The 23,800-nt window shown below is 71.1% G+C and carries 16 protein-coding genes and 2 pseudogenes; 9 read left to right on the top strand and 9 right to left on the bottom strand.

Annotated elements, in window-relative coordinates:
• Positions 1-1,440 (bottom strand): tyrosine-protein kinase domain-containing protein, encoded by a 1,440-nt coding sequence (locus ACZZY9_RS03250; RefSeq protein WP_463462967.1) that lies wholly within the window; start codon positions 1,438-1,440, stop codon positions 1-3.
• 168 nt (positions 1,441-1,608) lie between these two features.
• On the bottom strand, positions 1,609-3,519 hold the full coding sequence (locus ACZZY9_RS03245) for a polysaccharide biosynthesis protein (protein ID WP_463462966.1): 1,911 nt from the start codon (positions 3,517-3,519) through the stop codon (positions 1,609-1,611).
• A 280-nt stretch (positions 3,520-3,799) separates the two neighbouring features.
• Here ACZZY9_RS03245 and fdhA point away from each other — a divergent pair, with 280 nt between their 5' ends.
• On the top strand, positions 3,800-5,017 hold the full coding sequence (gene fdhA, locus ACZZY9_RS03240) for a formaldehyde dehydrogenase, glutathione-independent (protein WP_463462965.1): 1,218 nt from the start codon (positions 3,800-3,802) through the stop codon (positions 5,015-5,017).
• A 91-nt stretch (positions 5,018-5,108) separates the two neighbouring features.
• Positions 5,109-6,581, top strand: coding sequence for an MFS transporter (locus tag ACZZY9_RS03235; RefSeq protein WP_463462964.1), 1,473 nt, complete (start codon positions 5,109-5,111; stop codon positions 6,579-6,581).
• Here ACZZY9_RS03235 and ACZZY9_RS03230 read toward each other — a convergent pair.
• The 3 genes from ACZZY9_RS03230 to aroA form a co-directional block, all read right to left on the bottom strand.
• Complete coding sequence (locus ACZZY9_RS03230; protein ID WP_463462963.1) at positions 6,566-7,420, bottom strand: inositol monophosphatase family protein; 855 nt, start codon at positions 7,418-7,420, stop codon at positions 6,566-6,568. The two genes, ACZZY9_RS03235 and ACZZY9_RS03230, sit on opposite strands and share 16 nt — an antisense overlap.
• Before the next feature lie 67 nt (positions 7,421-7,487).
• Positions 7,488-8,612, bottom strand: a complete 1,125-nt coding sequence (gene rsgA, locus ACZZY9_RS03225) for a ribosome small subunit-dependent GTPase A (RefSeq protein ID WP_243215103.1) — start codon at positions 8,610-8,612, stop codon at positions 7,488-7,490.
• Between the two features lie 10 nt (positions 8,613-8,622).
• On the bottom strand, positions 8,623-10,038 hold the full coding sequence (gene aroA, locus ACZZY9_RS03220) for a 3-phosphoshikimate 1-carboxyvinyltransferase (protein ID WP_463462962.1): 1,416 nt from the start codon (positions 10,036-10,038) through the stop codon (positions 8,623-8,625).
• A 72-nt stretch (positions 10,039-10,110) separates the two neighbouring features.
• Here aroA and ACZZY9_RS03215 point away from each other — a divergent pair, with 72 nt between their 5' ends.
• The 3 genes from ACZZY9_RS03215 (at position 10,111) to ACZZY9_RS03205 (ending at position 11,652) form a co-directional block, all read left to right on the top strand.
• Complete coding sequence (locus tag ACZZY9_RS03215) at positions 10,111-10,881, top strand: sigma-70 family RNA polymerase sigma factor (RefSeq protein ID WP_463462961.1); 771 nt, start codon at positions 10,111-10,113, stop codon at positions 10,879-10,881.
• Positions 10,878-11,123 carry a zf-HC2 domain-containing protein gene (locus ACZZY9_RS03210; protein WP_192058243.1) on the top strand — a complete coding sequence of 82 codons (246 nt, stop codon included), beginning with the start codon at positions 10,878-10,880 and terminating at the stop codon, positions 11,121-11,123. The genes ACZZY9_RS03215 and ACZZY9_RS03210 overlap by 4 nt, the downstream gene beginning before the upstream one ends.
• An 88-nt stretch (positions 11,124-11,211) precedes the next feature.
• Positions 11,212-11,652: a GNAT family N-acetyltransferase gene (locus ACZZY9_RS03205; protein WP_463462960.1), complete on the top strand. Its 441-nt coding sequence runs from the start codon at positions 11,212-11,214 to the stop codon at positions 11,650-11,652.
• A 111-nt stretch (positions 11,653-11,763) separates the two neighbouring features.
• Here the strand turns inward: ACZZY9_RS03205 and ACZZY9_RS03200 are convergent.
• Together ACZZY9_RS03200 and ACZZY9_RS03195 are read right to left on the bottom strand one after the other, a co-directional pair.
• Positions 11,764-12,663: pseudogene (locus ACZZY9_RS03200) on the bottom strand (acyltransferase family protein); the annotation flags it as partial.
• Between the two features lie 140 nt (positions 12,664-12,803).
• Positions 12,804-16,574, bottom strand: a complete 3,771-nt coding sequence (locus ACZZY9_RS03195; RefSeq protein WP_463462959.1) for a multifunctional oxoglutarate decarboxylase/oxoglutarate dehydrogenase thiamine pyrophosphate-binding subunit/dihydrolipoyllysine-residue succinyltransferase subunit — start codon at positions 16,572-16,574, stop codon at positions 12,804-12,806.
• Between the two features lie 123 nt (positions 16,575-16,697).
• Between ACZZY9_RS03195 and guaB1 the strand changes: the two genes are divergently transcribed.
• From guaB1 to ACZZY9_RS03180, 3 genes and pseudogenes are all read left to right on the top strand, one after another.
• The gene (gene guaB1 / locus ACZZY9_RS03190) at positions 16,698-18,134 is read left to right on the top strand and encodes a GMP reductase (protein ID WP_463462958.1); all 1,437 of its coding nucleotides are present in this window, start codon (positions 16,698-16,700) and stop codon (positions 18,132-18,134) included.
• A gap of 125 nt (positions 18,135-18,259) precedes the next feature.
• Positions 18,260-19,666 carry a hemolysin family protein gene (locus tag ACZZY9_RS03185; RefSeq protein WP_463462957.1) on the top strand — a complete coding sequence of 469 codons (1,407 nt, stop codon included), beginning with the start codon at positions 18,260-18,262 and terminating at the stop codon, positions 19,664-19,666.
• Positions 19,663-20,707 (top strand): annotated as a pseudogene (locus ACZZY9_RS03180) (hemolysin family protein). The gene ACZZY9_RS03185 and the pseudogene ACZZY9_RS03180 overlap by 4 nt, the downstream one beginning before the upstream one ends.
• 205 nt (positions 20,708-20,912) lie before the next feature.
• Here ACZZY9_RS03180 and ACZZY9_RS03175 read toward each other — a convergent pair.
• Positions 20,913-22,094, bottom strand: a complete 1,182-nt coding sequence (locus tag ACZZY9_RS03175; protein WP_463462956.1) for an NADH:flavin oxidoreductase/NADH oxidase — start codon at positions 22,092-22,094, stop codon at positions 20,913-20,915.
• Between the two features lie 129 nt (positions 22,095-22,223).
• On the opposite strand from ACZZY9_RS03175, the gene ACZZY9_RS03170 reads away from it, so the two are divergent.
• Complete coding sequence (locus ACZZY9_RS03170) at positions 22,224-23,060, top strand: ADP-dependent NAD(P)H-hydrate dehydratase (RefSeq protein ID WP_463462955.1); 837 nt, start codon at positions 22,224-22,226, stop codon at positions 23,058-23,060.
• Here the strand turns inward: ACZZY9_RS03170 and ACZZY9_RS03165 are convergent.
• Positions 23,057-23,749, bottom strand: a complete 693-nt coding sequence (locus tag ACZZY9_RS03165; RefSeq protein ID WP_463462954.1) for a YceI family protein — start codon at positions 23,747-23,749, stop codon at positions 23,057-23,059. The genes ACZZY9_RS03170 and ACZZY9_RS03165 overlap by 4 nt on opposite strands.
• Between the last annotated feature and the right edge of the window lie 51 nt (positions 23,750-23,800).

Genomic DNA, 23,800 nt, shown 5'->3' with positions numbered 1-23,800 from the left:
CTACCGGCCCATCCGCGTCTTGGTCTTGGGGGCGGCGGGCAGGTCGCCCACGCCGGCCTCGGGGGTGTCCTGCTCCATGCCGTAGTACGCGCCGTAGTTACCGTAGCCGTAGGCGTCCGGGCCCTTGGTGGGCAGCATGGTCAGCACGATGCCGAGCACCCGGCTGCCGATGTGCTCGAGGTTGCGCAGGGCCGACTGCAGCTCGTTGCGGGTCGTGCGCCCGGCGGCGGAGACGACCAGGGCTCCGCCGGTCAGCTTGCTGAGGATCGCGGCGTCGGTGACAGGAAGCAGCGGCGGCGCGTCGATGAGCACGTAGTCGAACGAGGCCGAGAGCGACTCGAGCAGGGCGCTCATCGCCTTCGAGCCGAGCAGCTCGCTGGGGTTCGGGGGAACGCGGCCGGCCGGCAGCACGAACATCGTGCCGCGACCCCAGGGCTGCAGGACGTCCTGCAGCTCGGCTCGCCCGATCAGCACGTCGGTCAGACCGACGACGCCCTCGAGCCCCAGGGTGTCGGCCAGGCGCGGCAGACGCAGGTCGCCGTCGACGACGGCGACGGTGGCGCCCGTCTCGGCCAGGGCCACCGCGAGGTTCGCCGTCGTGGTCGTCTTGCCCTCGCCGGGCAGCGACGACGTCACGACGAAGCAGCGGTTGCCCGACTCGACGTTGACGAACTGGAGGTTGGTGCGCAGGGTGCGGAACGACTCGGCGCGGGGGTTGCGCGGGTCCTTGTGGACGATCAGGGGGTTCTTCTTCGCGCCCGGGTCGAAGCTGATGCCGCCGACGATGGCCGCGTCGGTGACGAGCTCGACGTCGTGCGAACCGTGGATGCGGGTATCGAGCGTGCTGCGCAGCACGGCTGCGCCCACACCGAGGGCCAGGCCGATCAGCAGACCGAGGCCCAGGTTCAGCGCGGTGCGCGGGGTCGCGGGCGCCGAGGCGACCGACCCGGGGACGATCGTGGCGATCTTGACGAGGCTCGCGCCTCCGTCGGCCGGGGTCTCCAGGTCGTTGACGACGACCTCGTTCAGCGACGTGCCGACAGCGTTGGCGATGTCGGCGGCGCGCTGCGCATCGGTGTCCGTGACGGTGATGTTGATCAGCACGGTATTGAGCGGCGACTCCGCCGTGATCTGCGAGGCGAGACCCGCGGGTGTGGCGTCGAGCCCGAGGTCGGCGATGACCGGGGCGAGCACGGCGTCGCTCGAGACGACGTCGACATAAGAGCGCACCTTCTGCTGCGCGGCGCTGCTGCCCTGCACGGCGTCGACGGTGGTCGACGAGTCCTGCGATTGCACCGACACGAACAGGCGCGTCGACGAGACGTAGGTCGGCGTCGCCAGCACGGACGACAACGCGCCGGCGGCGATGCCCGCGAGGGTCAAGGCGGCGATGAAGACCCAGCCTTTACGGAGAATGCGGATGTAGTCACGGAGTTCCACGTGGCTGGGGTCCTGTCCTGATCGAGAGCAGGCATCTCGTCGGACGCCTGGGCGATCGCCATGTGGACCGCGCCTCCCGGCACCCTGATTGCTCCCCACGGCATCACGCCGTGACCAATACTCACACATGCTGTGCCCGGCCTGTGATCACAGGCGCAGAAAGTTACTTCACAGTGATTTCAGCAGCGGCCTCCCCACCGTCGTGGTCGGGGTGCCCAGCAACGGGTCGATGAGCGACCAGGGGTCGTCGCCGACAGCTGTCGCCAACAGTGACGGGTGGAGCGGAGGCACCGAGGCGTGCGAGATCTTCGGGTGCACGGGGCGGTCGTCGGTCTCGCCGTCGCCCACGAGCTCCTCGTGCAGCTTCTCGCCGTCACGAAGTCCCGTGTAGACGATCTCGACGTCGCGACCCGACAGCGCGATCATGCGCTGGGCGATGTCGAGGATCCGCACGGGTTCGCCCATGTCGAGGATGAGCACCTCCGCAGGCGACCCGATGCCGCCGGCCTGAACCACCAGGTTGCACGCCTCGGGGATGGTCATGAAGAACCGCGTCACGTCGGGGTGGGTGATGGTGAGAGGGCCGCCCGCCTCGATGAGCGACGAGAAGACGGGCAGCATCGACCCGCGGCTGCCGAGCACGTTGCCGAACCGGACCGACAGGTAGCGGGCGCCGGTCTCGTCGGCCGCCGAGGCGGTGAGGCGCTCGGCCAGACGCTTCGAGCGGCCGAGTGCGCTGGTCGGGTTCGCCGCCTTGTCGGTCGAGATGTTGACGAACGTCGTCACGCCGACCGATCGACTGGCGTCGAGCACGTTGCGGGTGCCGAGCACGTTGGTCTTCCAGGCCTCGTCGGGGTACTGCTCGAGCATCGGCAGATGCTTGAGGGCCGCGGCGTGGAAGACGACGTCGGGGCGACGGTCGGCGAAGATGCGGTGCAGGCTCGCGGCGTCGCGGATGTCGGCGAGCACGACCTCCTTCGTGTCGAGCAGGCCGTTGCCCGAGATCGACAGCTGGGCCTGCTGCAGCCCGGTCTCGTCGCGATCGAGCATGATCAGCTCGGCCGGCGCGTAGCGGGCGATCTGCCGGCAGAGCTCGCTGCCGATCGAGCCGCCCGCCCCGGTGACGAGCACCCGGGAGCCCGACAGGTAGCCCGCGATCGATTCGACGTCGGTGTCGACCGGGTGGCGACCGATGATGTCCTCGATGGCGATGTCCCGGACGTCGCGGAGGCGCGACCGACCGTCGAGGACGTCGGCGAGGGGCGGCAGCACCAGCACCCGGAGGCCCGCGGTCGCCGCCAGATCGGTGACCTCCTGCAGCAGGGCGGCGTCGGCCCGGGCGATGCCGACGATGAGCGCCTCGGCGCCGGAGTCCGCCGCGGCCCGCACGAGATCGCGCCGGGTGCCGAGCACGCGGACGCCCTCGATGCGCAGACCCGCCCGCGTCGGATCGTCGTCGATGAGGCCGACGGGCACGTACGCCGAGTCGGGGTCGGTCAGCATGCGGCGGACGAGGTGGTTCGCGAGTCGCCCGGCGCCGAAGATCAGGGTGCGCTGCGCGTCGTCGCGGGGTCGGCTGCGACGTTCGAGCAGGAGGCGCGCGAGGTACCGCAGGGAGCCCATCAGCACGAACGCCACGGGCGTGGCGATGACGGCCGTACTGCGGGCCAGGTGGATCTCGGTGCCGACGAGCAGCACGGGGATGCCGACGACGAGACCCGTGAGGACGACGGTGGCCGCGACCGCACGGACCTCGAGCGCGCTGCCCGACACGAACCGCCGACGGTAGACGCCGGTGGCGAAGCCGGCGCCGGCGTGGACCAGCACGGCCGCGGCGACGGCTGCGGCGGCCGAGCGCCAGGCGATCTGGTGCGCCGCGAAGTCGTAGCGCACGAGCACGGCGAAGACGAGCGCCACGGCCCAGGCGCTGGCGTCGGCCGCGATCAGCAACGACGTGCGCCGGGCCGGCGACCGCATGAACCTCGCCACGGCGGCGGCGCCGACGGCGGCGGGCGCGACCGCAGCGGGAGTGGCCGTGGACGGGGTCGGGCGGCGGCGGTCGTCGTTGCGTGATTCCACGGGGAGTCCTTGTCTCGATCGGGGTCTGCGCCGGGCGCGGCATCGGGCGCCGGAGGGAGGCCGTGCCGTCAGCACCCTGATCGGCCTCCTGCCACGACGCCGACTGCGATTCTCTCACATTCAACATGTGAAACATAAGGCGACATACGAAGGGCGGTATCGGAAGGCGAGGGGTGATCTTGCTGATGAGCGGCTGCGAAACGCGACCCGCGCCTCCTCGGAGTCCTAGCGTGTGGTCACGGGCACGATCCCGTGTCCCGAGTGATCAAGGAGGATCACCATGGCAACGAATCACGCGGTCGCTTACAAGGGTCCGGGCCAGGTCGAGGTCATCGACGTCGACTACCCCACCTTCGAGCTGAAGGACGGCCCGGGCGTCAACCCGGCGAACATCGGGCGCAAGGTCAACCACGGGGCGATCCTCCGCACCGTGGCCACGAACATCTGCGGCTCCGACCAGCACATGGTGCGCGGTCGCACCACCGCCCCCACGGACCTCGTGCTCGGCCACGAGATCACGGGCGAGGTCGTCGAGGTCGGCCCCGACGTCGAGTTCATCAAGGTCGGCGACATCGTCTCCGTCCCGTTCAACATCGCGTGCGGTCGCTGTCGCAACTGCAAGGAGCGCAAGACCGGCATCTGCCTCAACGTCAACCCCGACCGCCCGGGCAGCGCCTACGGCTACGTCGACATGGGCGGCTGGGTGGGCGGCCAGGCCGAGTACGTGCTCGTGCCCTACGCCGACTGGAACCTGCTGAAGTTCCCCGACCGCGACCAGGCCCTCGAGAAGGTGCTCGACCTGGCGATGCTCTCCGACATCTTCCCGACCGGGTTCCACGGGGCCGTGACGGCCGGGGTCGAGGTCGGCTCGACCGTCTACGTCGCCGGTGCGGGCCCCGTCGGTCTGGCCGCCGCGACGAGCGCGCTGCTGCTCGGCGCGAGCGTCGTCATCGTCGGCGACATGAACGCCGACCGCCTCGCCCAGGCCCGGAGCTTCGGCTGCGAGACGGTCGACCTGACCAAGGGCGAGCCCGGCGAGCAGATCGATCAGATCCTCGGTGAGCCTCTCGTCGACTGCGCGATCGACGCCGTCGGCTTCGAGGCCAAGGGGCACGGCGGCGGATCGGGCGAGGAGGCGCCGGCCACCGTGCTCAACTCGCTGATGGACATCACGGCGGCGGGCGGGGCCATGGGCATCCCCGGGCTGTACGTCACCGGCGACCCGGGCGGGATCGACGCGGCCGCGCAGAAGGGCTCGCTGTCGCTGAGCCTCGGCACGGGCTGGGCGAAGTCGCTCTCGTTCACCACAGGTCAGTGCCCGGTGATGAAGTACAACCGCGGTCTGATGATGGCGATCCTCCACGACCGCACGAGCATCGCCAAGAACGTCCACGCCGAGGCGATCAGCCTCGCGGACGCACCGCGCGGCTATGAGATGTTCGACAAGGGAGCGGCGACGAAGTACGTGCTGAACCCGAACGACTACATCAAGGCCTGACGAGGAGGCGCGGGTCGGCCCGAGAGGGTCGGCCCGCCGCCCCTGCCGGTCGGCCCGCCGCCCCGGGGCGGGTGTATGACGGAACCATCCCATGGCGAAGCCACGCGAAGCCCCGAGCCCCGAGCGTCAGAAGTGGCAGGCGTTCGCCGTATGCGTCGCGGTCGCGGCCCTGACCATCCTCGACCTGTCGAAGGTCAACGTCGGCCTGCCGAGCATCGAGGCGTCGCTCGGCGCCGGCCCGACCGCGCTGCAGCTGATCGTCGCCGGATACGCGCTCGCCTTCGGCCTCTCGCTCGTCCCCTCGGGTCGTCTCGGCGACCTCAAGTCGCGCCGCCTGATGTTCGTCGTCGGCCTGACCGCGTTCACCGTCGCGAGTCTGCTCTGCGCCCTCGCCCCGTCGATCGAGCTGCTGGTCGCCGCGCGCATCCTCCAGGGTGTCGCTGCGGGAATCCAGATGCCGCAGGTGCTCGGGCTGATCCAGCAGCTCTTCCAGGGGAAGGAGCGTGCGCGCGCGTTCGGCTTCTTCGGCGCCATCATCGGCGTCAGCACCGCCTTCGGCCCCACCCTCGGCGGGCTGCTGATCGCGATCGGCGGCCCCGAAGACGGCTGGCGGCTGCTCTTCTGGATGAACATCCCGCTCGGTCTCGCCGCGATCGTCTTCGCGCTCCGTCTGCTGCCGAAGGCGTCGACGGCTCCGAGCGGTCACAACGAGCTCGACCTCTTCGGCATCGTGCTGCTCGGTCTGACGATCTTCACCCTGATGCTGCCGTTCGTGCTGACCACCGGGCAGGGCGACGACCCCCTGCGCTGGCTGTTCCTGATCGGCTTCGTCGTCTTCGGCGCCGCCTTCATCCGGTGGGAGCAGCGCTACAAGGCGAGCGGCAGGTCGCCCGTCGTGCACTTCAGCCTGTTCTCGCTCGCGTCGTACCGCAACGGCACCCTGATCGCGACGGTCTACTTCTGCGCGCTGCCCGCGACGTTCCTGCTGACGACGCTGTACCTGCAGCAGGGGCTCGGGCTCGAGCCCGTCTACGCGGGCATGGTCACCATCCCGTTCGCGCTGACAAGTGCCGTGGCCGCCTTCTACGGCGGGCGGCTCGTCGAGCGGTACGGGCGCAGCCTCGTCGTGCTCGGGCTGCTGCTCGTCGCCGTCGGCTTCGTCGCGCTGCTGCTCGCCGCGATCCTCACCCCGCCCGAGATCACGCCGTACGCGATGGGCGTCGGGATGCTGCTCGCCGGCACCGGCGGAGGTTTCGTGATCTCGCCGAACCAGACGCTGACCCTGGCGGAGGTGCCCGTCGAGATGGGCGGTGTGGCGGGCTCGATGGGCCAGGTCGGTCAGCGCGCCGGCACGGCCATCGGCACGGCGGCCGCGGTGTCGACGTTCTACTCGGTGATCGCCGGCGCCGGGGGAGCGGACGGCGCGGGACTCGTCGAGTACCACGAGGCGTACCGCAACGGGTTCCTGGTCGTGCTGGCGCTCATCTCGGTCGCCCTCGTGCTCGGCCTGCTCGACCTCCGCGGGCGCAAGACCGGCAAGGTGACGAGCTACTCGTCCGACTGAGCGGCCACGTCGGCCGAGTCGGTCCCGTCGGCCGAGTCGCTCGGCCGTTCTGCGACGATCGCGAGCACCTCGTCGTGCAGCAGGCCGTTCGTCGCCATCGCCGTGCCGTGCCAGGGGCCCTCCTGCCCGTCGGCGCTGGTGAACCGCCCGCCCGCCTCCTCGACGATGGGCACCAGCGCCGCCATGTCGTAGGGCTGCAGGTCGAACTCGCCGGCCATGTCGAGTGCGCCCTCGGCGAGCAGCATGTACGACCAGAAGTCGCCGTAGGCGCGGGTGCGCCAGACCCGGCCGGTCAGGTCGAGCAGCTGGGGCAGACGCCCGGCGTCGATCCAGTACTCGAGCCCGTTGAAGCTGATCGACGCGTCGGCGAGGTCGGCGACGCCCGAGACGCGCAGCGGCCCTTCGTGCTCGGTCGAGAAGGCGCCGCCGCCCTGCGTGGCCCACCACCGGCGGGCGAGCATCGGGGCGCTGACGACGCCGACCACGGGCACGCCGTCGACCACGAGCGAGATGAGCGACGCCCACACCGGCACCCCGCGGAGGTAGTTCGCGGTGCCGTCGATCGGATCGACGACCCACTGCCGGTGCGACGGGGCGTCGTGCCCGTACTCCTCGCCGTAGAAGGTGTCACCGGGGTGGGCGGACGCGACGCGCTCGCGGATCGCCCGCTCGACCGCCTGATCGGCGTCCGTCACGTGACTGCGGTCGGGCTTCAGCGACACGTGCAGGTCGGCCGACCGGTACCGCTCGGTGCTGATCGAGTCGGCCAGATCGGCCAGCTCGAGCGCGAGCGCCAGATCGTCGGCCCAGGGGGAGGAGGCGGGGGTGGGGTCGGTCACGCTGCCAGCGTACCCAGCGGGGCGGCGTCGACCCGCGCCTCCTCGGCTCGGCCTCGGGCCTCGGGGGTCAGCCGCGTTCGTCGTCGCGGGCGTCGTCGGCGGCGGCGGCCTGGTCGCGCGCGGTGACGCCGCCCTTCGACGCGAGCAGCGACTGCAGCGAGGCGAGACGCTCGCGACCGACGTCGCCGAGCTCGCCCGCCTCGACCCGGTCGACGATCTCCCAGTCGTGGGCCTCGGCGAGCGGGATGCCGTCGGCGGGTTCGCCGGCGGCGGGGATGGCGTGCGCGGCGAACGACCGGAGGATGTTCTCGGGGTCGACGTGACCGAGGCCGAACGAGCGCACGCCGGGGGTGTCGACGATCCAACCGCCGGTCGGCACCTTGAACGACACCGTCGACGACGACGTGTGACGCCCGCGGCCCGTGACCGCGTTGACGACGCCGACCTCGCGCTGCGACCCCGTGAGGGCGTTGACGAGCGTCGACTTGCCGACCCCCGAGTGCCCGACGGTGACGGTCACGTGCCCGTCGAGGATCTCGCGCAGCTCGTCGAGCACGGCCGACGGTTCGCCGTCGGGCCCCGCATCGAAGGCCGAGGAGGTGCTGGTCACGATCCGCAGATCGAGGCACGAGAAGTGCGCGGCGAACGGCGCGGGGTCGGCGAGGTCGGTCTTGGTGATGCAGAGGATGGGCTCGACGCCCGCGTCGAACGCGGCGACCAGGTAGCGGTCGACGAGGCGGGGGCGCGGTTCGGGGTCGGCGGCCGCGACGACGATCAGCATCTGGTCGGCGTTCGCCACGATCACGCGCTCGACGGCGTCGCTGTCGTCGGCGCTGCGTCGCAGCAGCGTCGTGCGCTCGCGCACCCGGACGATGCGGGCCAGCGAGCCCTCCGCACCGGAGGTGTCGCCGACCACGTCGACGCGGTCGCCGGTGACGACCGACTTCTTGCCCAGCTCGCGGGCTCGCGCCGTCGTGATCTCACGCTCGTCGGGCGTGCCGGCGTCCATCAGCACGCCGTAGCGGCCGCGGTCGACCGTCCACACGACGCCCTCGTCGGCGTTCGCGTACGCCGGGCGCTGCTTCGTGCGCGGCTTGTTGCCCTTCGGATTCGGGCGCACCCGCACCGAGCTCTCGTCGTACTGGGCGTAGTCGCCCTCGTCGGCGTCGTCGCCGTCCGTCCACCAGCTCATGCCGCGTGCCTCACAGGAATCCGAGCAGGTCGATGTCGGCCGGGCGCGCAGGCGACCGCCGACCGAGGAGGTCGTCCCACAGGTCGACGAACTGGGGAAGCGTCTTCGATGTCACGCCGACGTCGTCGATCTCGACGCCGTCGACCGCGAGGCCGATGATCGCGCCGGCCGTGGCCATGCGGTGGTCTTCGTAGCTGCGCCACTGGCCCGCGTGCAACGGCGACGGCTCGAGGTGCAGACCGTCGTCGAGCTCGTCGACCGACCCGCCGAGCGCCGTGATCTCGGCCGCGAGGGCCGCGAGGCGATCCGTCTCGTGCCCGCGGAGGTGACCGATGCCCGTGATCGTGCTGGGCCCGGACGCGAGGGCGGCCAGGGCGACGAGCGCCGGCGCCAGCTCGCCGCCGCGCGAGAGGTCGACGTCGACGCCGGGCAGCGAGCCCCCGCCGATCAGGCCGACGCCGCCGTCGACGGTGAGCGTGTCGCCGTCGAGGGCGACGGTCGCGCCCCAGAGGGGCAGCAGCTCGATCAGGTCGGCGCCTACCTGCGTCGTTTCGGTCGGCCAGTGACGGATCGACACGGTGCCACCGGCCACCAGGGCCGCGACCAGGAACGGCGCGGCGTTCGACAGGTCGGGTTCGATCGTGACGTCGCGGCCCGAGATCGGGCCGGGTGCGACCCGCCAGACGCCCGGTTCGGGCGACTCGACCTCGACGCCGCGTCGGGCGAGGGTCTCGATGGTCATCTCGATGTGCGGCAGGCTCGGCAGGCGCTCGCCGGTGTGCCGGAGGCTCAGGCCGCGGCTGAAGCGCGGTGCCGAGAGCAGCAGGCCCGAGACGAACTGGCTCGAGGCGGAGGCGTCGATCTCGACCTCGCCGCCCTCGACCTCGCCGGTGCCGTACAGGCTGAACGGCAGGGCGCCGCGACCGTCGTCGGACACGTCGACGCCCAGGGCGCGCAGCGAGTCGACGGTGGTCGTCATGGGGCGGCGTCGCGCGCTGGCGTCGCCGTCGAACGAGACGGGGCCCAGGGCGAGTGCGGCGACCGGCGGCAGGAACCTCATGACCGTGCCGGCGAGCCCGCAGTCGACGCTCGTGCCGCCGGTCAGCTCGGACGGGGTGATCAGGTAGTCGGGGCCGAATGGCTCGTCGTTCGCGACCTCGTCGATCTGCACGCCGAGACCCCGCAGGGCCTGCACCATGAGATCGGTGTCGCGCGAGTGCAGCGGCAGCCGCAGCGTGGAGGGCTCGGAGGCGAGCGCCGAGAGCACGAGCTCGCGGTTGGTCAGCGACTTCGACCCCGGCAGCGACAGGGAGGCGCGGAGCGGCCCGGTCGCCCGGGGCGCAACCCAGCGACCGTCGTCCACCTCGGGGGCGCGGCCCTCGTCGTAGGGACTGAACTCGGGGCCGGAATACCTGAAGACCTGCATCGGTTCACCACCGTAATGCAACGAACAGCGGGAGGACCTGTGCCGACAGCACTTGCACCGAGAGAGATCACCGTGGCCGAACTAGAATCGGCCGTGATGATCACCCTCGAGGGCGACGAGCCCACTTCAGAGCCCACCGGCGCGACGGCACGGCCCGCCGTGACGAGCGAGCCGACCGGCCCGACGGCTCCGGCCGCCGAGACCGTCGACGCCGTCGTCGAGGCGGTCGACGAGGCCTCCGCCGGCGAACCCGATCTGCGGGCGCTCTTCGAAGAGCAGGCTCTGCCGTTCATGGATCAGCTCTACGCGGCGGGCATGCGGATGACCCGCAACCCGGCCGACGCCGCCGACCTCGTCCAGGAGACGTTCGTCAAGGCGTTCGCCGCGTTCTCGCAGTTCACGCAGGGAACCAACCTCAAGGCCTGGCTGTACCGCATCCAGACCAACACGTTCATCAACACCTACCGCAAGAAGCAGCGCGACCCCTACCAGGGCACGATCGACGAGCTCGAAGACTGGCAGATGGGCGGCGCCGAGTCGGCGACCCGCGCCTCCGGCAGCACCCGCTCGGCCGAGGCCGAGGCGATCGACCACCTGCCCGACAGCGCCGTGAAGGACGCCCTGCAGAAGGTCCCCGAGGACTTCCGCATGGCCGTCTACTTCGCCGACGTCGAGGGGTTCTCGTATCAGGAGATCGCCGACATCATGAAGACCCCCGTGGGCACGGTCATGAGCCGTCTCCACCGCGGTCGCCGTCTGCTCCGAGAGCTGCTGGCCGACTACGCGCGCGGTCGCGGTATCGAGGTGCCGGTGGGCACGACATCGAAGGGCAGCAAGAAATGACCGACTGCGGTTGCGACAAGGCCAAGGCCGAACTCGAAGAATATCTGCACGACGAGCTGTGCCGCGAAGACGCGGCCGACATCCGTGAGCACATGGCGACCTGCGGCGACTGCGCGGGCGAGCACGAGGTCGGGGTCGTCCTGACCGAGGCCGTGCAGCGGGCCTGCCGCGAGACGGCGCCCGAAGACCTGCGCGGGGCGGTGCTCGCGCGACTGCGCGAGCTGCAGTCGGCTCACCGCTAGAACCCCGCGGGCGCCGAGGAGGCGCGGGTCGGCCGGCCTCCTCCACCGCCGGTCGTCACGGGCGGCGGGCCTGCGCTAGCGTCGGTGCATGACCGCACCGGTGCAGCCCCTCGGTACTCCGACCGCTCACGACCTCGACGACCTCGTGTCGTTGATCCGCCTCCTCGGCTACACCCTCGACTCCGATGTGCTGTCGGCCCGGCTCGGGCGCCTGTCGATCGACGGCGGTCACGAGACCTGGGTCGTGCGCGACGCCGACGACCGCATCACCGCCGTCGCCGGCGGGCGCATCGTCTGGGCCTACAACGACGACTCACCCACGGCCGAGCTGCTGCTGCTGGTGGTCTCCGAGGTCGGACGTCGCGACGGACTCGGCTCGCACCTCCTCGGGCACGTCGAGACCTGGGCCCACGGGCACGGCGCCCGAGTCGTCAACGCCGTCGGCGCCGCCGCGACCGACACCGCCAGCCGGTTCTACCGCAAGCGCGGGTACCACGAGGCCGGCGTCCGCTACTCGAAGCTGATCTGATCGGGCGACGCTCGCCCGCCGCCGCCGCGCTCGCGACCCGGTACGAGTCGGCCACCGGAAGAGGATGTCCGCCGGCGGCACGAGCGTGACGACGGCGTGCAGGGCGACGCCGACGCCGAACGACAGGCCGATGCCGAGCACCGTCCAGCTGAGGCTCGTCGCCCCCACGCGCTCGGTGACGGCCACGGCCATCGCCAACCCGACGAAGTGCGAGAGGTAGTAGACGACGCTGCGACGGCCGACGACGGCCAGCAGTCTCGACACCCGATGGTGCTGGAGGGCCTGAGCCGCCCGCACGATGGCGATCATCCCGACGGCGACCGCGGGCGCCATGGCGGGCAGGTAATGCACCTCGGCGGTGCCCTGCGCGACGGCGATGGCGACGCACGCGGCGGCCGTGACGGCGCTGACGACGACGGCCTGCGGTGTCCTCGCGACGGCGACCAGGCGGCTCGGCAGGCGGGTGAGGGCGACGCCGCCCATGAAGAAGGCCAGGAGGACGAAGAAGCGGTCGATCTCGGGGTCGGTGCCGACGCGGGGCGTGACGAGGGCGATCGACCAGGCCACGACGGCGACGATCGGCGGCGGCAGGCGCCTCGTGAGCAGGGCGATTGCGGAGAAGACCAGCAGGTACGCCAGGAACCACACGCCCGCGGGCGCGGCCAGGCGCGTGCTCAGGAGCAACTCGACCGGTGACGAGAGCGCCGCGGATCCGTGGGCCGCGATGACCTGGATGCCCCAGGACATCAGCGACCAGACGACGAGGGGCCACGCCACGCCCGCCAGACGTCGCGTGACGAACCGCCATGGCCCGTGGCGCAGCGATGCGGGGACGAAGAGGCCGCTCAGCACCATCAGCAGGGGCATGCGGAAGGGCGCCATGGCGTCGTTCAGCCACACCAGCGGAGCCGGAACGAGATGCGCGTTCTGCTGCAGGACGACGTAGTGGAACAGGACGACCAGCACGATGCAGGCTCCCCGCACGGTGTCCGTCCACGTCTCACGCGTCATGGTGCCGGGATCGCGTCGAGCAGCCTGATGAAACGTCATGTATGCAAAATATCATAGACATATCAGTTTGTCGCGGTGGCAGAGAGACGGGGCGCAGCATCGTGGGATGCTGCGCCCCGTCGTCGGGCGATGACGCGTGCCTACAGGGTGAGCGCCTTCTCGATCAGCTCGGTCTGCTGGCGGGCACTGGCCTTGGTCGACCCGGCAGCCGGAGACGCGGACGCCGGGCGCGAGGCCACCGTGATGCGGCGGTCGAGGTGCTTCTGCAGCTCGAGCACGACGAACGGCCAGGCACCCTGGTTCTCGGGCTCCTCTTGCGCCCAGAACAGCTCGGCCTCGGGGTACTGCGCCAGCACCTCGCGGATGCGGTCGAGGGCCAGCGGGTAGAGCTGCTCGAGTCGGACGAGCGCGACGTCGTTCTGCACGCCCCGCTTGTCGAGCTCGGCGGCGAGGTCGTAGTGGATCTTGCCGCTGTGCAGCACGACGCGCTTCGTCGTCGACGGGTCGGAGACGCGGGTGCAGTCGAGCACGGGCTCGAAGCGGCCGGTCGTGAAGTCGTCGACGCCGCTCGTCGCACCGCGCAGTCGCAGCATGGCCTTCGGAGTGAAGACCACCAGCGGCCGGCGGGGGCGGGCGTAGGCCTGACGGCGCAGCAGGTGGAAGTACGACGCGGGGGTCGACGGCCGGGCGATCGTCATGTTGTCTTCGGCGCACAGCTGGAGGAAGCGCTCCATGCGGGCCGACGAGTGGTCGGGGCCCTGGCCCTCGTAGCCGTGGGGCAGCAGGAGGACGACGCTCGAGCGCTGCCCCCACTTCTGCTCGGCGCTCGAGATGAACTCGTCGACGACCGTCTGGGCGCCGTTCGCGAAGTCGCCGAACTGCGCCTCCCACATGACGAGGGCGTCGGCCCGCTCGACCGAGTAGCCGTACTCGAAGGCCATCGCCGCGTACTCGCTGAGCAGCGAATCGTAGATCCAGAGCTTGGCCTGGTCGTCGGAGATGTACTGCAGGGGCAGCCACTCCTGGCCGTTCTCGCGGTCGTGCAGCACGGAGTGACGCTGCACGAAGGTGCCGCGTCGGCTGTCCTGGCCGGCGAGACGCACGGGCGTGCCCTCCGTGACGATCGAGCCCATCGCGAGCAGCTCGCCGAAGGCCCAGTCGATGTTGCCGTTGCGGCTCATGTCGACGCGCTTCTTCAGCAGCTGCTGGAGCTTCGGGTGCACGACGAAGCCCTCGGGCGGGTTGTCGTGCGCGTCGCCGATGCGGTGCAGCAGCTCGAGGGAGATCGCCGTCGACTCGGGTTCGCCGGCGCTGTCGTCGCGCTGGGTCGCCGGGCGCTCGAGGTCGGCGACGTCGTGCGCGTCGCCGGTGATGACGGGGATCGACCCGGTCTGCGCGGCGTGCGTCTCGGCGAAGGCCCGCTCGAGTCGATCCTGGAAGTCGCGGTGGGCGCCGTCGTACTCGTCTCGCGTGATGTCGCCTCGACCGACGAGGGCCTCGGTGTACAGCGTGCGGACGCTGCGCTTCTCCTCGATGAGGTTGTACATCAGCGGCTGGGTCATCGAGGGGTCGTCGCCCTCGTTGTGGCCCCGGCGGCGGTAGCAGACGAGGTCGATCACGACGTCGCGCTTGAACTGCTGGCGGTAGGCGAAGGCGAGCTCCGCCACCCGTGCCACGGCCTCGGGATCGTCGCCGTTCACGTGGAAGACCGGAGCCTGGATGGTCTTCGCGACGTCGGTCGAGTAGACCGACGACCGCGACTCGGACGGCGGGGTCGTGAAGCCCACCTGGTTGTTGATCACCAGGTGGATCGTGCCGCCGACGCGGTAGCCGCGCAGCTGCGACATCTGCAGCGTCTCGACGACGACGCCCTGCCCGGCCATGGCGGCGTCGCCGTGGATCAGGATGGGCAGCGTGCCGAAGACCCCGGAGGCGCCGCGGTCCTGTTTGGCGCGGACGATGCCCTCGAGCACGCCGTCGCCGGCCTCGAGGTGCGAGGGGTTCGCGGCGATGTAGACCGGGATGGTCTCGCCCGTCGCGCTCGTGAACTCGCCCTCGGTGCCCAGGTGGTACTTGACGTCGCCGGAGCCCTGGACGGTCTTCGGGTCCTGTGTGCCCTCGAACTCGCGGAAGATCTGACCGTAGGTCTTGCCGGCGATGTTGGTGAGCACATTGAGACGACCTCGATGGGCCATGCCGATGGCGACCTCGTCGAGGCCCTCGCGGGCGGCCTGCTGCAGCACCGTGTCGAGCAGGGAGATGGTCGACTCGCCGCCCTCGAGGCTGAAGCGCTTCTGCCCGACGTACTTCGTCTGCAGGAACGTCTCGAACGCCTCGGCCTCGTTGAGCTTCGCGAGGATGCGCATCTGCTCGTCGTGCGACGGCTTCACGTAGGGGACCTCGACGTGATCCTGGACCCACTTGCGCTGCGCAGGGTCCTGGATGTGCATGTACTCGATGCCGATCGTGCGGCAGTACGAGTCGCGGAGGATGCCGAGGATGTCGCGGAGCAGGAGGTTCGTCGTGCCGCCGAGACCGCCGGTGACGAACTCGCGGTCGAGATCCCAGAAGGTGAGTCCGTGGCTCTCGATCGCCAGGTCGGGGTGCGTGCGCTGGCGGTACTCGAGCGGGTCGATGTCGGCCATCAGATGACCTCTGACCCGGTAGCTGTTGATCAGCTCCTGCACGCGCGCGGTCTTGTTGATGCGCTCGGCGATGTTGACGTTGATGTCGGGGTTCCAACGGATCGGCTCGTAGGGGATCCGCAGCGCCGCGAAGATGTCCTCGTAGAAGCCGCGCTGACCGATGAGCAGCTCGTGGACCTTCTTCAGGAACTCGCCGGAGCCGGCTCCCTGGATGACGCGGTGGTCGTACGTGCTCGTCAGGGTGATGGTCTTGCCGATGCCGAGCTCGACCAGGGTCTTCGACGCCGACCCCTGGAACTCCGCCGGGTAGTCGAGCGCCCCGGCGCCGATGATCGACCCGGCGCCCTTCATCAGGCGCGGCACGCTGTGGACGGTGCCGATGCCGCCCGGGTTGGTCAGCGAGATCGTGTTGCCCTGGAAGTCGGCGGCGGCGAGCTTGTTGTCGCGAGCCCGCTTGACGACGTCCTCGTAGGCCTGGAGGAACTCGCCGAAGTGCATCTCGTCGGCCTGCTTGATGCCGGGCACGAGCAGCGCCCTCGTGCCGTCGGGCTTCGGGATGTCGATCGCGAGACCGACGTTGATGTGCGGGGGAGTGACGATCGAGGGCTTGCCGTCGACCTCGTCGTAGAAGACGTTCTGGCTCGGGAACTCCTTCAGGGCCTGGACGAGGGCCCAGCCGATGAGGTGCGTGAAAGAGATCTTGCCGCCGCGCGCCCGCTTGAGGTGGTTGTTGATGACGATCCGGTTGTCGATCATCAGCTTCGCCGGGATCGTCCGGACGCTGGTGGCGGTCGGGACGGAGAGGCTCGCGTCCATGTTCGTCGCCAGCGACTTGGCCATGCCCCGCAGCGGTGCGACCGTGTTGACCGGCTCGGGCGTCGGCTGCTCGGCGGTGGACTCGGCCCGTGCGGGCTCCTTCTTCTTCTTCGGAGCCTCGGCCGGGATCGGCTTCTTCGCGGGCTCGACGGAGGTCGTGCGGGCCGCGACCGACTTCTTGGCCGGAGCACCGTCGCTCGGGGCCTGGTCGGGGGCGGGGGCCGGGGTCGGCGCCGGGGCGGCGGCGTCCGTCTGCGGGGGAGCGGTGGTCGGCGTCGACTCGGACGAGGTCTCGGAGGGGCTGTACGCCTCGAGCACGGGCCACCACGATTCGTCGACCGAGTTCTTGTCGACCACCCACTGCTCGTAGAGCTCGTCGACCAACCACTCGTTGGCCCCGAACTCGGCCGCCGCGCCGTCGTCCGTCGTTCCCGTCACGTGGCTAGTCACTGCCGATCGCCCACTCTCCGTTGATTGTTGATCAGGTGGGGCCCCGAGGGGCCCGCCTCGACCCAGCTTAAACGCTTACCGCGCTCGGGGGCTCTCGGACTCACAGGGATTAACGTTGTCCGCATGAGGTTCTACGAGACGACGCCGACCCACGACCTGACCTACTCCGACGTGTTCCTGGTGCCCAGCCGCTCGTCGGTGACGAGTCGCCTCGACGTGTCGCTCGCCCCCGGCGACGGCACCGGCGCCACCATCCCGGTCGTCTCGGCGAACATGAACTCGGTCACCGGGCCCCGCCTGGCGGCGACGCTCGCCCGGCGCGGCGGTCTCGGGGTCCTCCCTCAGGACATGCCCCTCCAGCAGCTCGACGCCGCCATCCGCTGGGTCAAGAGCCAATCGGTCGAGTACGACACCCCCTACACGCTCGACGCCGGACAGACCGTCGACGCCGCGCTGTCGACCGTCCCCGCCGTCGAGGGCCACGGCATCGTCCTGCACGACGCGGACGGCGCCTACCTCGGCTGCATCGCCGCCTCCCGCCTCGCGACGGCCCCCCGCGACGCCGTGCTCGGCGACCTCCTCCACGGCGCGCTGACCTCGCTCGACGCCGACGACGTCGAGGGCCCCCGCGCGGCGTTCGACCGCCTCGTCGCCGCCGACCTCGACTTCGCCCCGGTGCTCCGTCACGGCCGCGTCGTCGGAACCGTCAGCCGGAAGAGCGCCCTCCGCTCGACCCTCTACCAGCCCGCGCTCGACGCCGGTGGGCGACTCCGCGTCGCGGCGGCCGTCGGCATCAACGGCGACGTGGCCGAGAAGGCCAAGGCGCTCGCCGCGGCCGGCGTCGACGTGCTCGTCATCGACACCGCGCACGGCGACCAGGACGGCATGGTCAAGGCCATCGCGGCCGTCTCGGCGCTCGGGCTCGGCCTCCCCATCGTCGCCGGCAACGTGGTCACCGAGCAGGCCGTGCATCACCTGGTCGGCGCCGGGGCGACCATCGTCAAGGTGGGCGTCGGCCCCGGCGCGATGTGCACCACCCGCATGATGACCGCGGTCGGGCGGCCCCAGTTCTCGGCGGTGCTCGAGACGGCCGCCGCCGCGAAGGCCCTCGGAGCCCACGTCTGGGCCGACGGCGGCGTCCGCTACCCCCGCGACGTCGCGCTGGCGCTCGCCGCCGGAGCGGCCTCGGTCATGATCGGCTCGTGGTTCGCCGGCACGATCGAGGCTCCCGGCGATCTCGCGAGCGACGAGCGCGGTCTCTACAAGGAGAGCTGGGGCATGGCCTCGACCAAGGCGGTGCAGGGCCGCTTCGAACGACTCGACCCCTACGAGCTGGCCCGCAAGACCCTGTTCGCCGAGGGGATCTCGTCGTCGAAGATCTACCTCGACCCGCTGCGCCCCGGGGTGGAGGACCTCCTCGACATGATCACGTCGGGCGTCCGCAGCTCGTTCACCTACGCCGGGGCCCGTTCGGTGCCCGAGTTCGCGGAGCGCGCCCTCGTCGGCGTGCAGTCCGCTGCAGGCTACGAGGAGGGGAAGGCCCTGCCGGTCGGCTGGTGAGAAGAGGCCCCGAGGGGCGCGCGGGTGCCGTAAGCTCTTCCGTCTATGGACGACCCTCCGTCTCCGACGCCGATCGCGTCGACGACCCCCCTCCCGCACCGTTCCGAGCGAGGTGACCGTTCGTCGTGAACGAGTGGATCCTCCTCGGCTTCGGCCTCCTCCTCACCATCGGCACCGGGCTGTTCGTCGCGAGCGAGTTCTCGCTCGTCAACCTCGACCGGTCCGAGCTCGAATCCCGACAGGGCAAGGGCGAGAAGGGGCTCACGACCACCATCGGGGCCCTGCGCATCACCTCGACGCACCTGTCGAGCGCGCAGCTCGGCATCACGCTGACGACGCTGCTCACCGGCTACACGATGGAGCCGGCGATCTCGCGACTGATCTCGCCCCCGCTGGTGGGCGCGGGCGTCCCCGAGGCCGCCGTGACGATCGCGGCGCCGATCGTGTCGATCGTGGTCGCGACCCTGCTCTCGATGATCATCGGCGAGCTCGTGCCCAAGAACTTCGCCCTGGCCCTCCCGCTCAAGACGGCGAAGCTCGTCATGCCGTTCCAGGTCGGGTTCACCACGGTCTTCAAGCCCGCCGTCGCGCTGCTCAACAACACCGCCAACGGCATCCTCCGCGCGATCGGCGTCGAACCCAAGGAGGAGCTCTCCGGTGCGCGGACGGCCGAAGAGCTCTCGTCGCTCGTGCGTCGATCGGCGACCGAGGGCAGCCTCGAGGCCGACACGGCGACGCTGCTGTCGCGCACGCTGGCCTTCAGCGACCACACCGCCTCCGACGTGATGACCCCGCGACCCCGGCTGTCGTCGGTCACGCGCACCGACAGCGCCGAGACGGTGCTGCAGCTGGCCCGGCGGACGGGCTACTCGAGGTTCCCGGTGACCGACGACGGCATCGACGACGTCGTGGGCCTCGTGCACGTCAAGCAGGCCGTGTCGGTCCCTCGCGAGCGTCGCGCCGACGTGCCCGTCTCGGCCCTGCAGACCGACGCCGTGCGAGTCCCCGAGACCATGACCCTCGACAACCTGCTGACCGAGGTCAGGGGCAGGGGCTACCAGATGGCGGTCGTCGTCGACGAGTACGGCGGCACCGCCGGGGTCGTCACCCTCGAGGACCTCATCGAAGAACTGGTCGGCGAGGTGTCGGACGAGCACGACCGCAGCCGCGTCGACGTCGTCCGATCACGCAACTGGCTGACCTTCCCTGGTCTGCTCCGCCCCGACGAGCTGCTCGAGCGCGCCTCCGTCAAGGTGCCGGAGGACGGCCCGTACGAGACCGTCGGAGGATGGCTGATGAGCGAGCTCGGACACCTGCCCTCGGCGGGCGACGTCGTCGAGACCGAGGCCGGCGCGTTCCGCGTCGAGCGGCTCGACGGGCGTCGGATCGACCGCATCCGCTTCACGCCCGCCACGGACGACGACCCGGCCGACGGGTCGGCTGCGGTGCCGGTCGACCCGACCCGCGCCTCCTCGGCGACCGCTGCGGCGACCCCCCGCGGGTCGTCCGCCGACCGGAAGGCCGTCCGATGAGCGGCGACTGGTTGGGCATCGTCTGGCTCGTGCTGCTGCTGATGGGCAACGCGTTCTTCGTCGGGGCGGAGTTCGCCGTCATCTCGGCCAGACGATCGCAGATCGAGCCCCTGGCCGAGGCGGGCAGCCGCGCCGCGCGCACGACCCTCTGGGCGATGGAGCACGCCACGATGATGCTCGCGACGACGCAGCTGGGCATCACCATCTGCTCGCTGCTCATCCTGAACGTGTCCGAGCCGTCGATCCACCACCTTCTCGAGGGGCCGCTCGGTCTGACCGGGTTGAGCCCCGAGCTCGTCAGCGTCGTGGGCTTCGTCATCACGCTGGTGCTGGTGTCGTTCCTGCACGTGGTGTTCGGCGAGATGGTGCCGAAGAACATCTCGTTCTCGCTGCCCGACCGCGCAGCGCTGATCCTCGCGCCGCCGCTCGTCGCCATCGCGCGCGTGCTGCACGTGGTCGTCGTCTCGCTGAACTGGTCGGCGAACACGGTGCTGCGGGCGTTCAAGGTCGAACCGAAGGACGAAGCCGCCAGCGCCTTCACCGTCGACGAGGTCGCCAACATCGTCGCGCAGTCACGCCGGGAGGGCACCCTGACCGACGCCAGCGGCACCGTCCAGGCGGCGTTCGAGTTCACCGAGAAGAAGGTGTCCGACGTGGCGGTCCCCATGCCGGGCCTCGTCACCCTGCCCGAAGACGCGACGCCGTCGGACGTCGAGCGGGCCGTCGCGCAGAACGGCTTCTCGCGCTACGTGCTGGTCGACGACCAGGGCGACCCGACGGGCTACCTGCACCTGAAGGACGTGCTCGACCTCGACGACGACGAGTTCGGCGACCCCGTGCCCCCGAAGCGGATCAGACAGCTCATCTCGATCTACCGGGGCACCGACCTGGAGGACGCTCTGGCGACCATGCGTCGCAGCGGCGTGCACGTCGCGCGCTCGTTCGACGAGTACGGCACGACCGAGGGCGTGCTCTTCCTGGAGGACATCCTGGAGGAGCTGCATCGGCGAGGTGCAGGACGCCACGCGACGCGGTCGCTGACCGCGCGCGGCGTCCATGTGACGCGAAAGGGGCCCTCGGCATTGCTGGGGGCCCCTTCTGCGTCACCTCGATGGGCCGGTGGCCGGCGGCGGCGTCGAGGTGACGCGAAAGGGGCCCTCGGGGTGGCCGAGGGCCCCTTCTGCGTCACTTCGATGGCGGCGGGCGGCGGCCGCCGGCCGCCGGGCGGCGGCCGCCGCGCGGCGGGTCAGCGCGCGCGGAAGGGTGCGCGCTGGTACTGCGCCGGCACGTAGTCGAGCTCGACCCCGAGCTCGGCGGCGGCCCGCAACGGGAAGTGCGGGTCGCGGAGGAACTCGCGCGCCATCAGCACCACGTCGGCCCTACCGCTCGCGACGATCTCGTCGGCCTGCTCGGCCCCGACGATGAGGCCGACCGCGCCGGTCTCGACCTCGGCCTGCGTGCGGACGTGCTCGGCGAAGCGCACCTGGTAGCCGAGGCCGACCGGGATGCTGACCCCGGCGACCAGGCCGCCGGTCGAGATGTCGAACAGGTCGGCACCCGCCTCGCGCGACCATGCGGCCACGGTCGCGGTGTCGTCCTCGTCCCAACCGCCCTCGGCCCAGTCCGTCGCGCTGAAGCGCACGAGCAGCGGGTAGTCGTCGCCGACCTCGGCGCGCACGGCCCGGACGACCTCGAGCAGGAGGCGCGCCCGGTTCTCGAGGGAGCCCCCGTACTCGTCGGTGCGCTCGTTGCTGAGCGGTGAGAGGAACTGATGCAGCAGGTAGCCGTGGGCCGCGTGCAGCTCGATCAGCTCGAAGCCGGCGTCGACCGAGCGGCGCGCGGCGTCACGGAACGCCTCGACCAGGCCGCCGACCTCGGCGGTGCTCAGGGCCACAGGCTCGTCGTAGCCCTCGAAGGCGACGGCGGACGGTGCGACCGTCTGCCAGCCGCCGCGGTCGGCCGGCACGGTGCCCTGCTCGGCGCTCCACGGGCGGAATGTCGACGCCTTGCGACCGGCGTGCGCCAGCTGGACGCCGGGCACGGAGCCCTGCGACCGGATGAACGCCGTGATCGGGCGGAACGCCTCGAGCTGCTCGTCGTTCCAGAGACCGAGATCCTGGGGCGAGATGCGGCCCTCGGGGGTGACCGACGTGGCCTCCGCGATCACCGCGCCCGCGCCTCCTCGGGCCAGCGCACCCAGGTGCACGAGGTGCCAATCGGTCGGGACGCCGTCTTCGCGCTCGGCCGAGTACTGGCACATGGGCGCGACCCAGAGCCGGTTGCGGAAGCTCTGGCCCCGCAGCGTGATCGGATCGAAGAGTCCGAGGGGGCGGTCGCCGACCTCGTCGCCGTTCTGCGCGGTCTTCTGCGCGGGGGTCTTCGGGGTGGTCGTGGGTGTCGCTGCCGTCTGGGTCACGAGTGGGGTCATCGCCTTTCGATGGTGGATCGTCGTCGGGATGCAACGGTACGCGGGGGCGGGATGTTCCCTCGGGCGCGGTGCAGCGGATGGCGGCTCCGCTCGGGTCCCGACCGACGCGCGGCGACTAGCGTCGACGGCATGACCGACTTCGTGCCGTGGACCCCCGCCGACGCCGCCGACTGGATCGCCGTGCCCGCGGCCGACGACGACAAGTACAGCCGCGGCGTGCTCGGCGTCGTCACCGGCTCGAGCGCGTACCCCGGCGCCGCCGTGCTGGGCGTCGAGGCGGCGCTGCACACGGGGCTCGGCATGCTCCGCTACCTGGGCCCGACGCGCGCGTCGGACTTCGTGCTTCATCGCCGTCCCGAGGCCGTCACCAGCCCGGGGCGGGTCCAGGCCTGGCTGCTCGGCTCGGGTGTCGACCCCGACCACCTCGACGACGAGACCCGCGAGGGGTTCGCGACCGGCGCCTCCTCGGGGCTGCCGCTCGTGCTCGACGCCGGCGCCCTCTCGCTGCGCGACGAGGCCACCGGGCCCGTGGTGCTGACACCGCACTTCAGAGAGCTCGCGCGGGCGTCGGGTCGCGAGGTCGCCGACGTGGCGGCCGACCCGGGCGATGCGGCGACGCGCGCCGCGGGGGAGTGGGGCTGCACCGTGCTGGTCAAGGGGCACCGGACCCACGTGGCCTCGCCCGGGGGCACGCTGCTGGTCGCCGAGAGCGCGCCGACGTGGTTGGCGACGGCCGGTGCGGGCGACGCGCTCGGCGGAGTGCTGGGCGCCCTCGTCGCGACGCACGCCGACGAGATCGCCGCCGACGACGAGGCCCTCGCGCGGTTGGCCGCCACGGCGGCGGTCGTCCACGGTCTGGCGGCGGAGCGGGCGAGCGGCGGCGGACCGATCACCGTGCTGGGCCTGATCGACCAACTGCCCGCCACGATCGCGTCGATCGTGGCGGGCAGAGGGCAGCGAGCCTAGGAGGCGGGGGTCGCCGCCACGAGGAACTCGACGGTGCCCTGGTCTTCGACCTCGACGAAGCCGAGGCTCGGCGCGGTCACGCCGTAGTCGGAGAACGTGACCGGGATCGAGCCGCTGACCTGGACGCCGTCGCCGGAGAGCGCGGCCTGGAGCGGCACCTCGACGGTCTGCGTGACGCCGTGCATGGTCAGCTCGCCGGTGGCCTGGACCGTCGCGACCTGGCCGTCGGACGGCACGGCGGCGTCGATCGGGTCGGTCAGGGTGAAGGTGGCGGTCGGGTAGGTGCCGACCTCCATCGCGTCGTCACGGAAGTAGCCGTCGCGGTTACCGCTGTCGGTGGCGATGCTCGCGACGTCGACGATGATGTCGGCCGCCGTGACGGCGGTGCCGTCGACGGTCACGGTGCCCGAGACCTGATCGGTGGTGCCGACCACGGTGACGTCGGTGCCGTTCAGCACCTCGTCGACGCGGTAGCCGGCCGAGCTGCCGTCGCCCACCGACCAGTCGCCGGTGAGCTGGCTCTGGTCGACCGTGCTGGCGCCGGGGGTGAGTGACACGGTGGGGGCGGCGTCGGGCTCGCCGACGATGTAGTCGCGGTAGAAGGCGGGGCCGGCGACGGCCGCCGTGACTCCGACGCCGACGACGAGGACCGCCGCCACTCCGATGATGATTCCGGTCTTCTTCTTCATCGTTCGTGTCTCCTGGGTCGGCTCGGGTTGGGCGTGACCACGCCGCGGGGT

It is taken from the genome of Frigoribacterium sp. AC394 (genome assembly GCF_979258095.1).
Note: the sequence above shows the minus strand (reverse complement) of the source record. Positions and strands in the feature narration are given on the sequence as shown.

Bases quoted from the DNA above. Each gene is read 5' to 3' on its own strand.
- fdhA (WP_463462965.1), top strand. From the start codon at position 3,800: ATGGCAACGAATCACGCGGTCGCTTACAAGGGTCCGGGCCAGGTCGAG.
- ACZZY9_RS03235 (WP_463462964.1), top strand. From the start codon at position 5,109: ATGGCGAAGCCACGCGAAGCCCCGAGCCCCGAGCGTCAGAAGTGGCAG.
- rsgA (WP_243215103.1), bottom strand. From the start codon at position 8,612: ATGAGCTGGTGGACGGACGGCGACGACGCCGACGAGGGCGACTACGCC.
- aroA (WP_463462962.1), bottom strand. From the start codon at position 10,038: ATGCAGGTCTTCAGGTATTCCGGCCCCGAGTTCAGTCCCTACGACGAG.
- ACZZY9_RS03210 (WP_192058243.1), top strand. From the start codon at position 10,878: ATGACCGACTGCGGTTGCGACAAGGCCAAGGCCGAACTCGAAGAATAT.
- ACZZY9_RS03205 (WP_463462960.1), top strand. From the start codon at position 11,212: ATGACCGCACCGGTGCAGCCCCTCGGTACTCCGACCGCTCACGACCTC.
- guaB1 (WP_463462958.1), top strand. From the start codon at position 16,698: ATGAGGTTCTACGAGACGACGCCGACCCACGACCTGACCTACTCCGAC.
- ACZZY9_RS03175 (WP_463462956.1), bottom strand. From the start codon at position 22,094: ATGACCCCACTCGTGACCCAGACGGCAGCGACACCCACGACCACCCCG.
- ACZZY9_RS03170 (WP_463462955.1), top strand. From the start codon at position 22,224: ATGACCGACTTCGTGCCGTGGACCCCCGCCGACGCCGCCGACTGGATC.
- ACZZY9_RS03165 (WP_463462954.1), bottom strand. From the start codon at position 23,749: ATGAAGAAGAAGACCGGAATCATCATCGGAGTGGCGGCGGTCCTCGTC.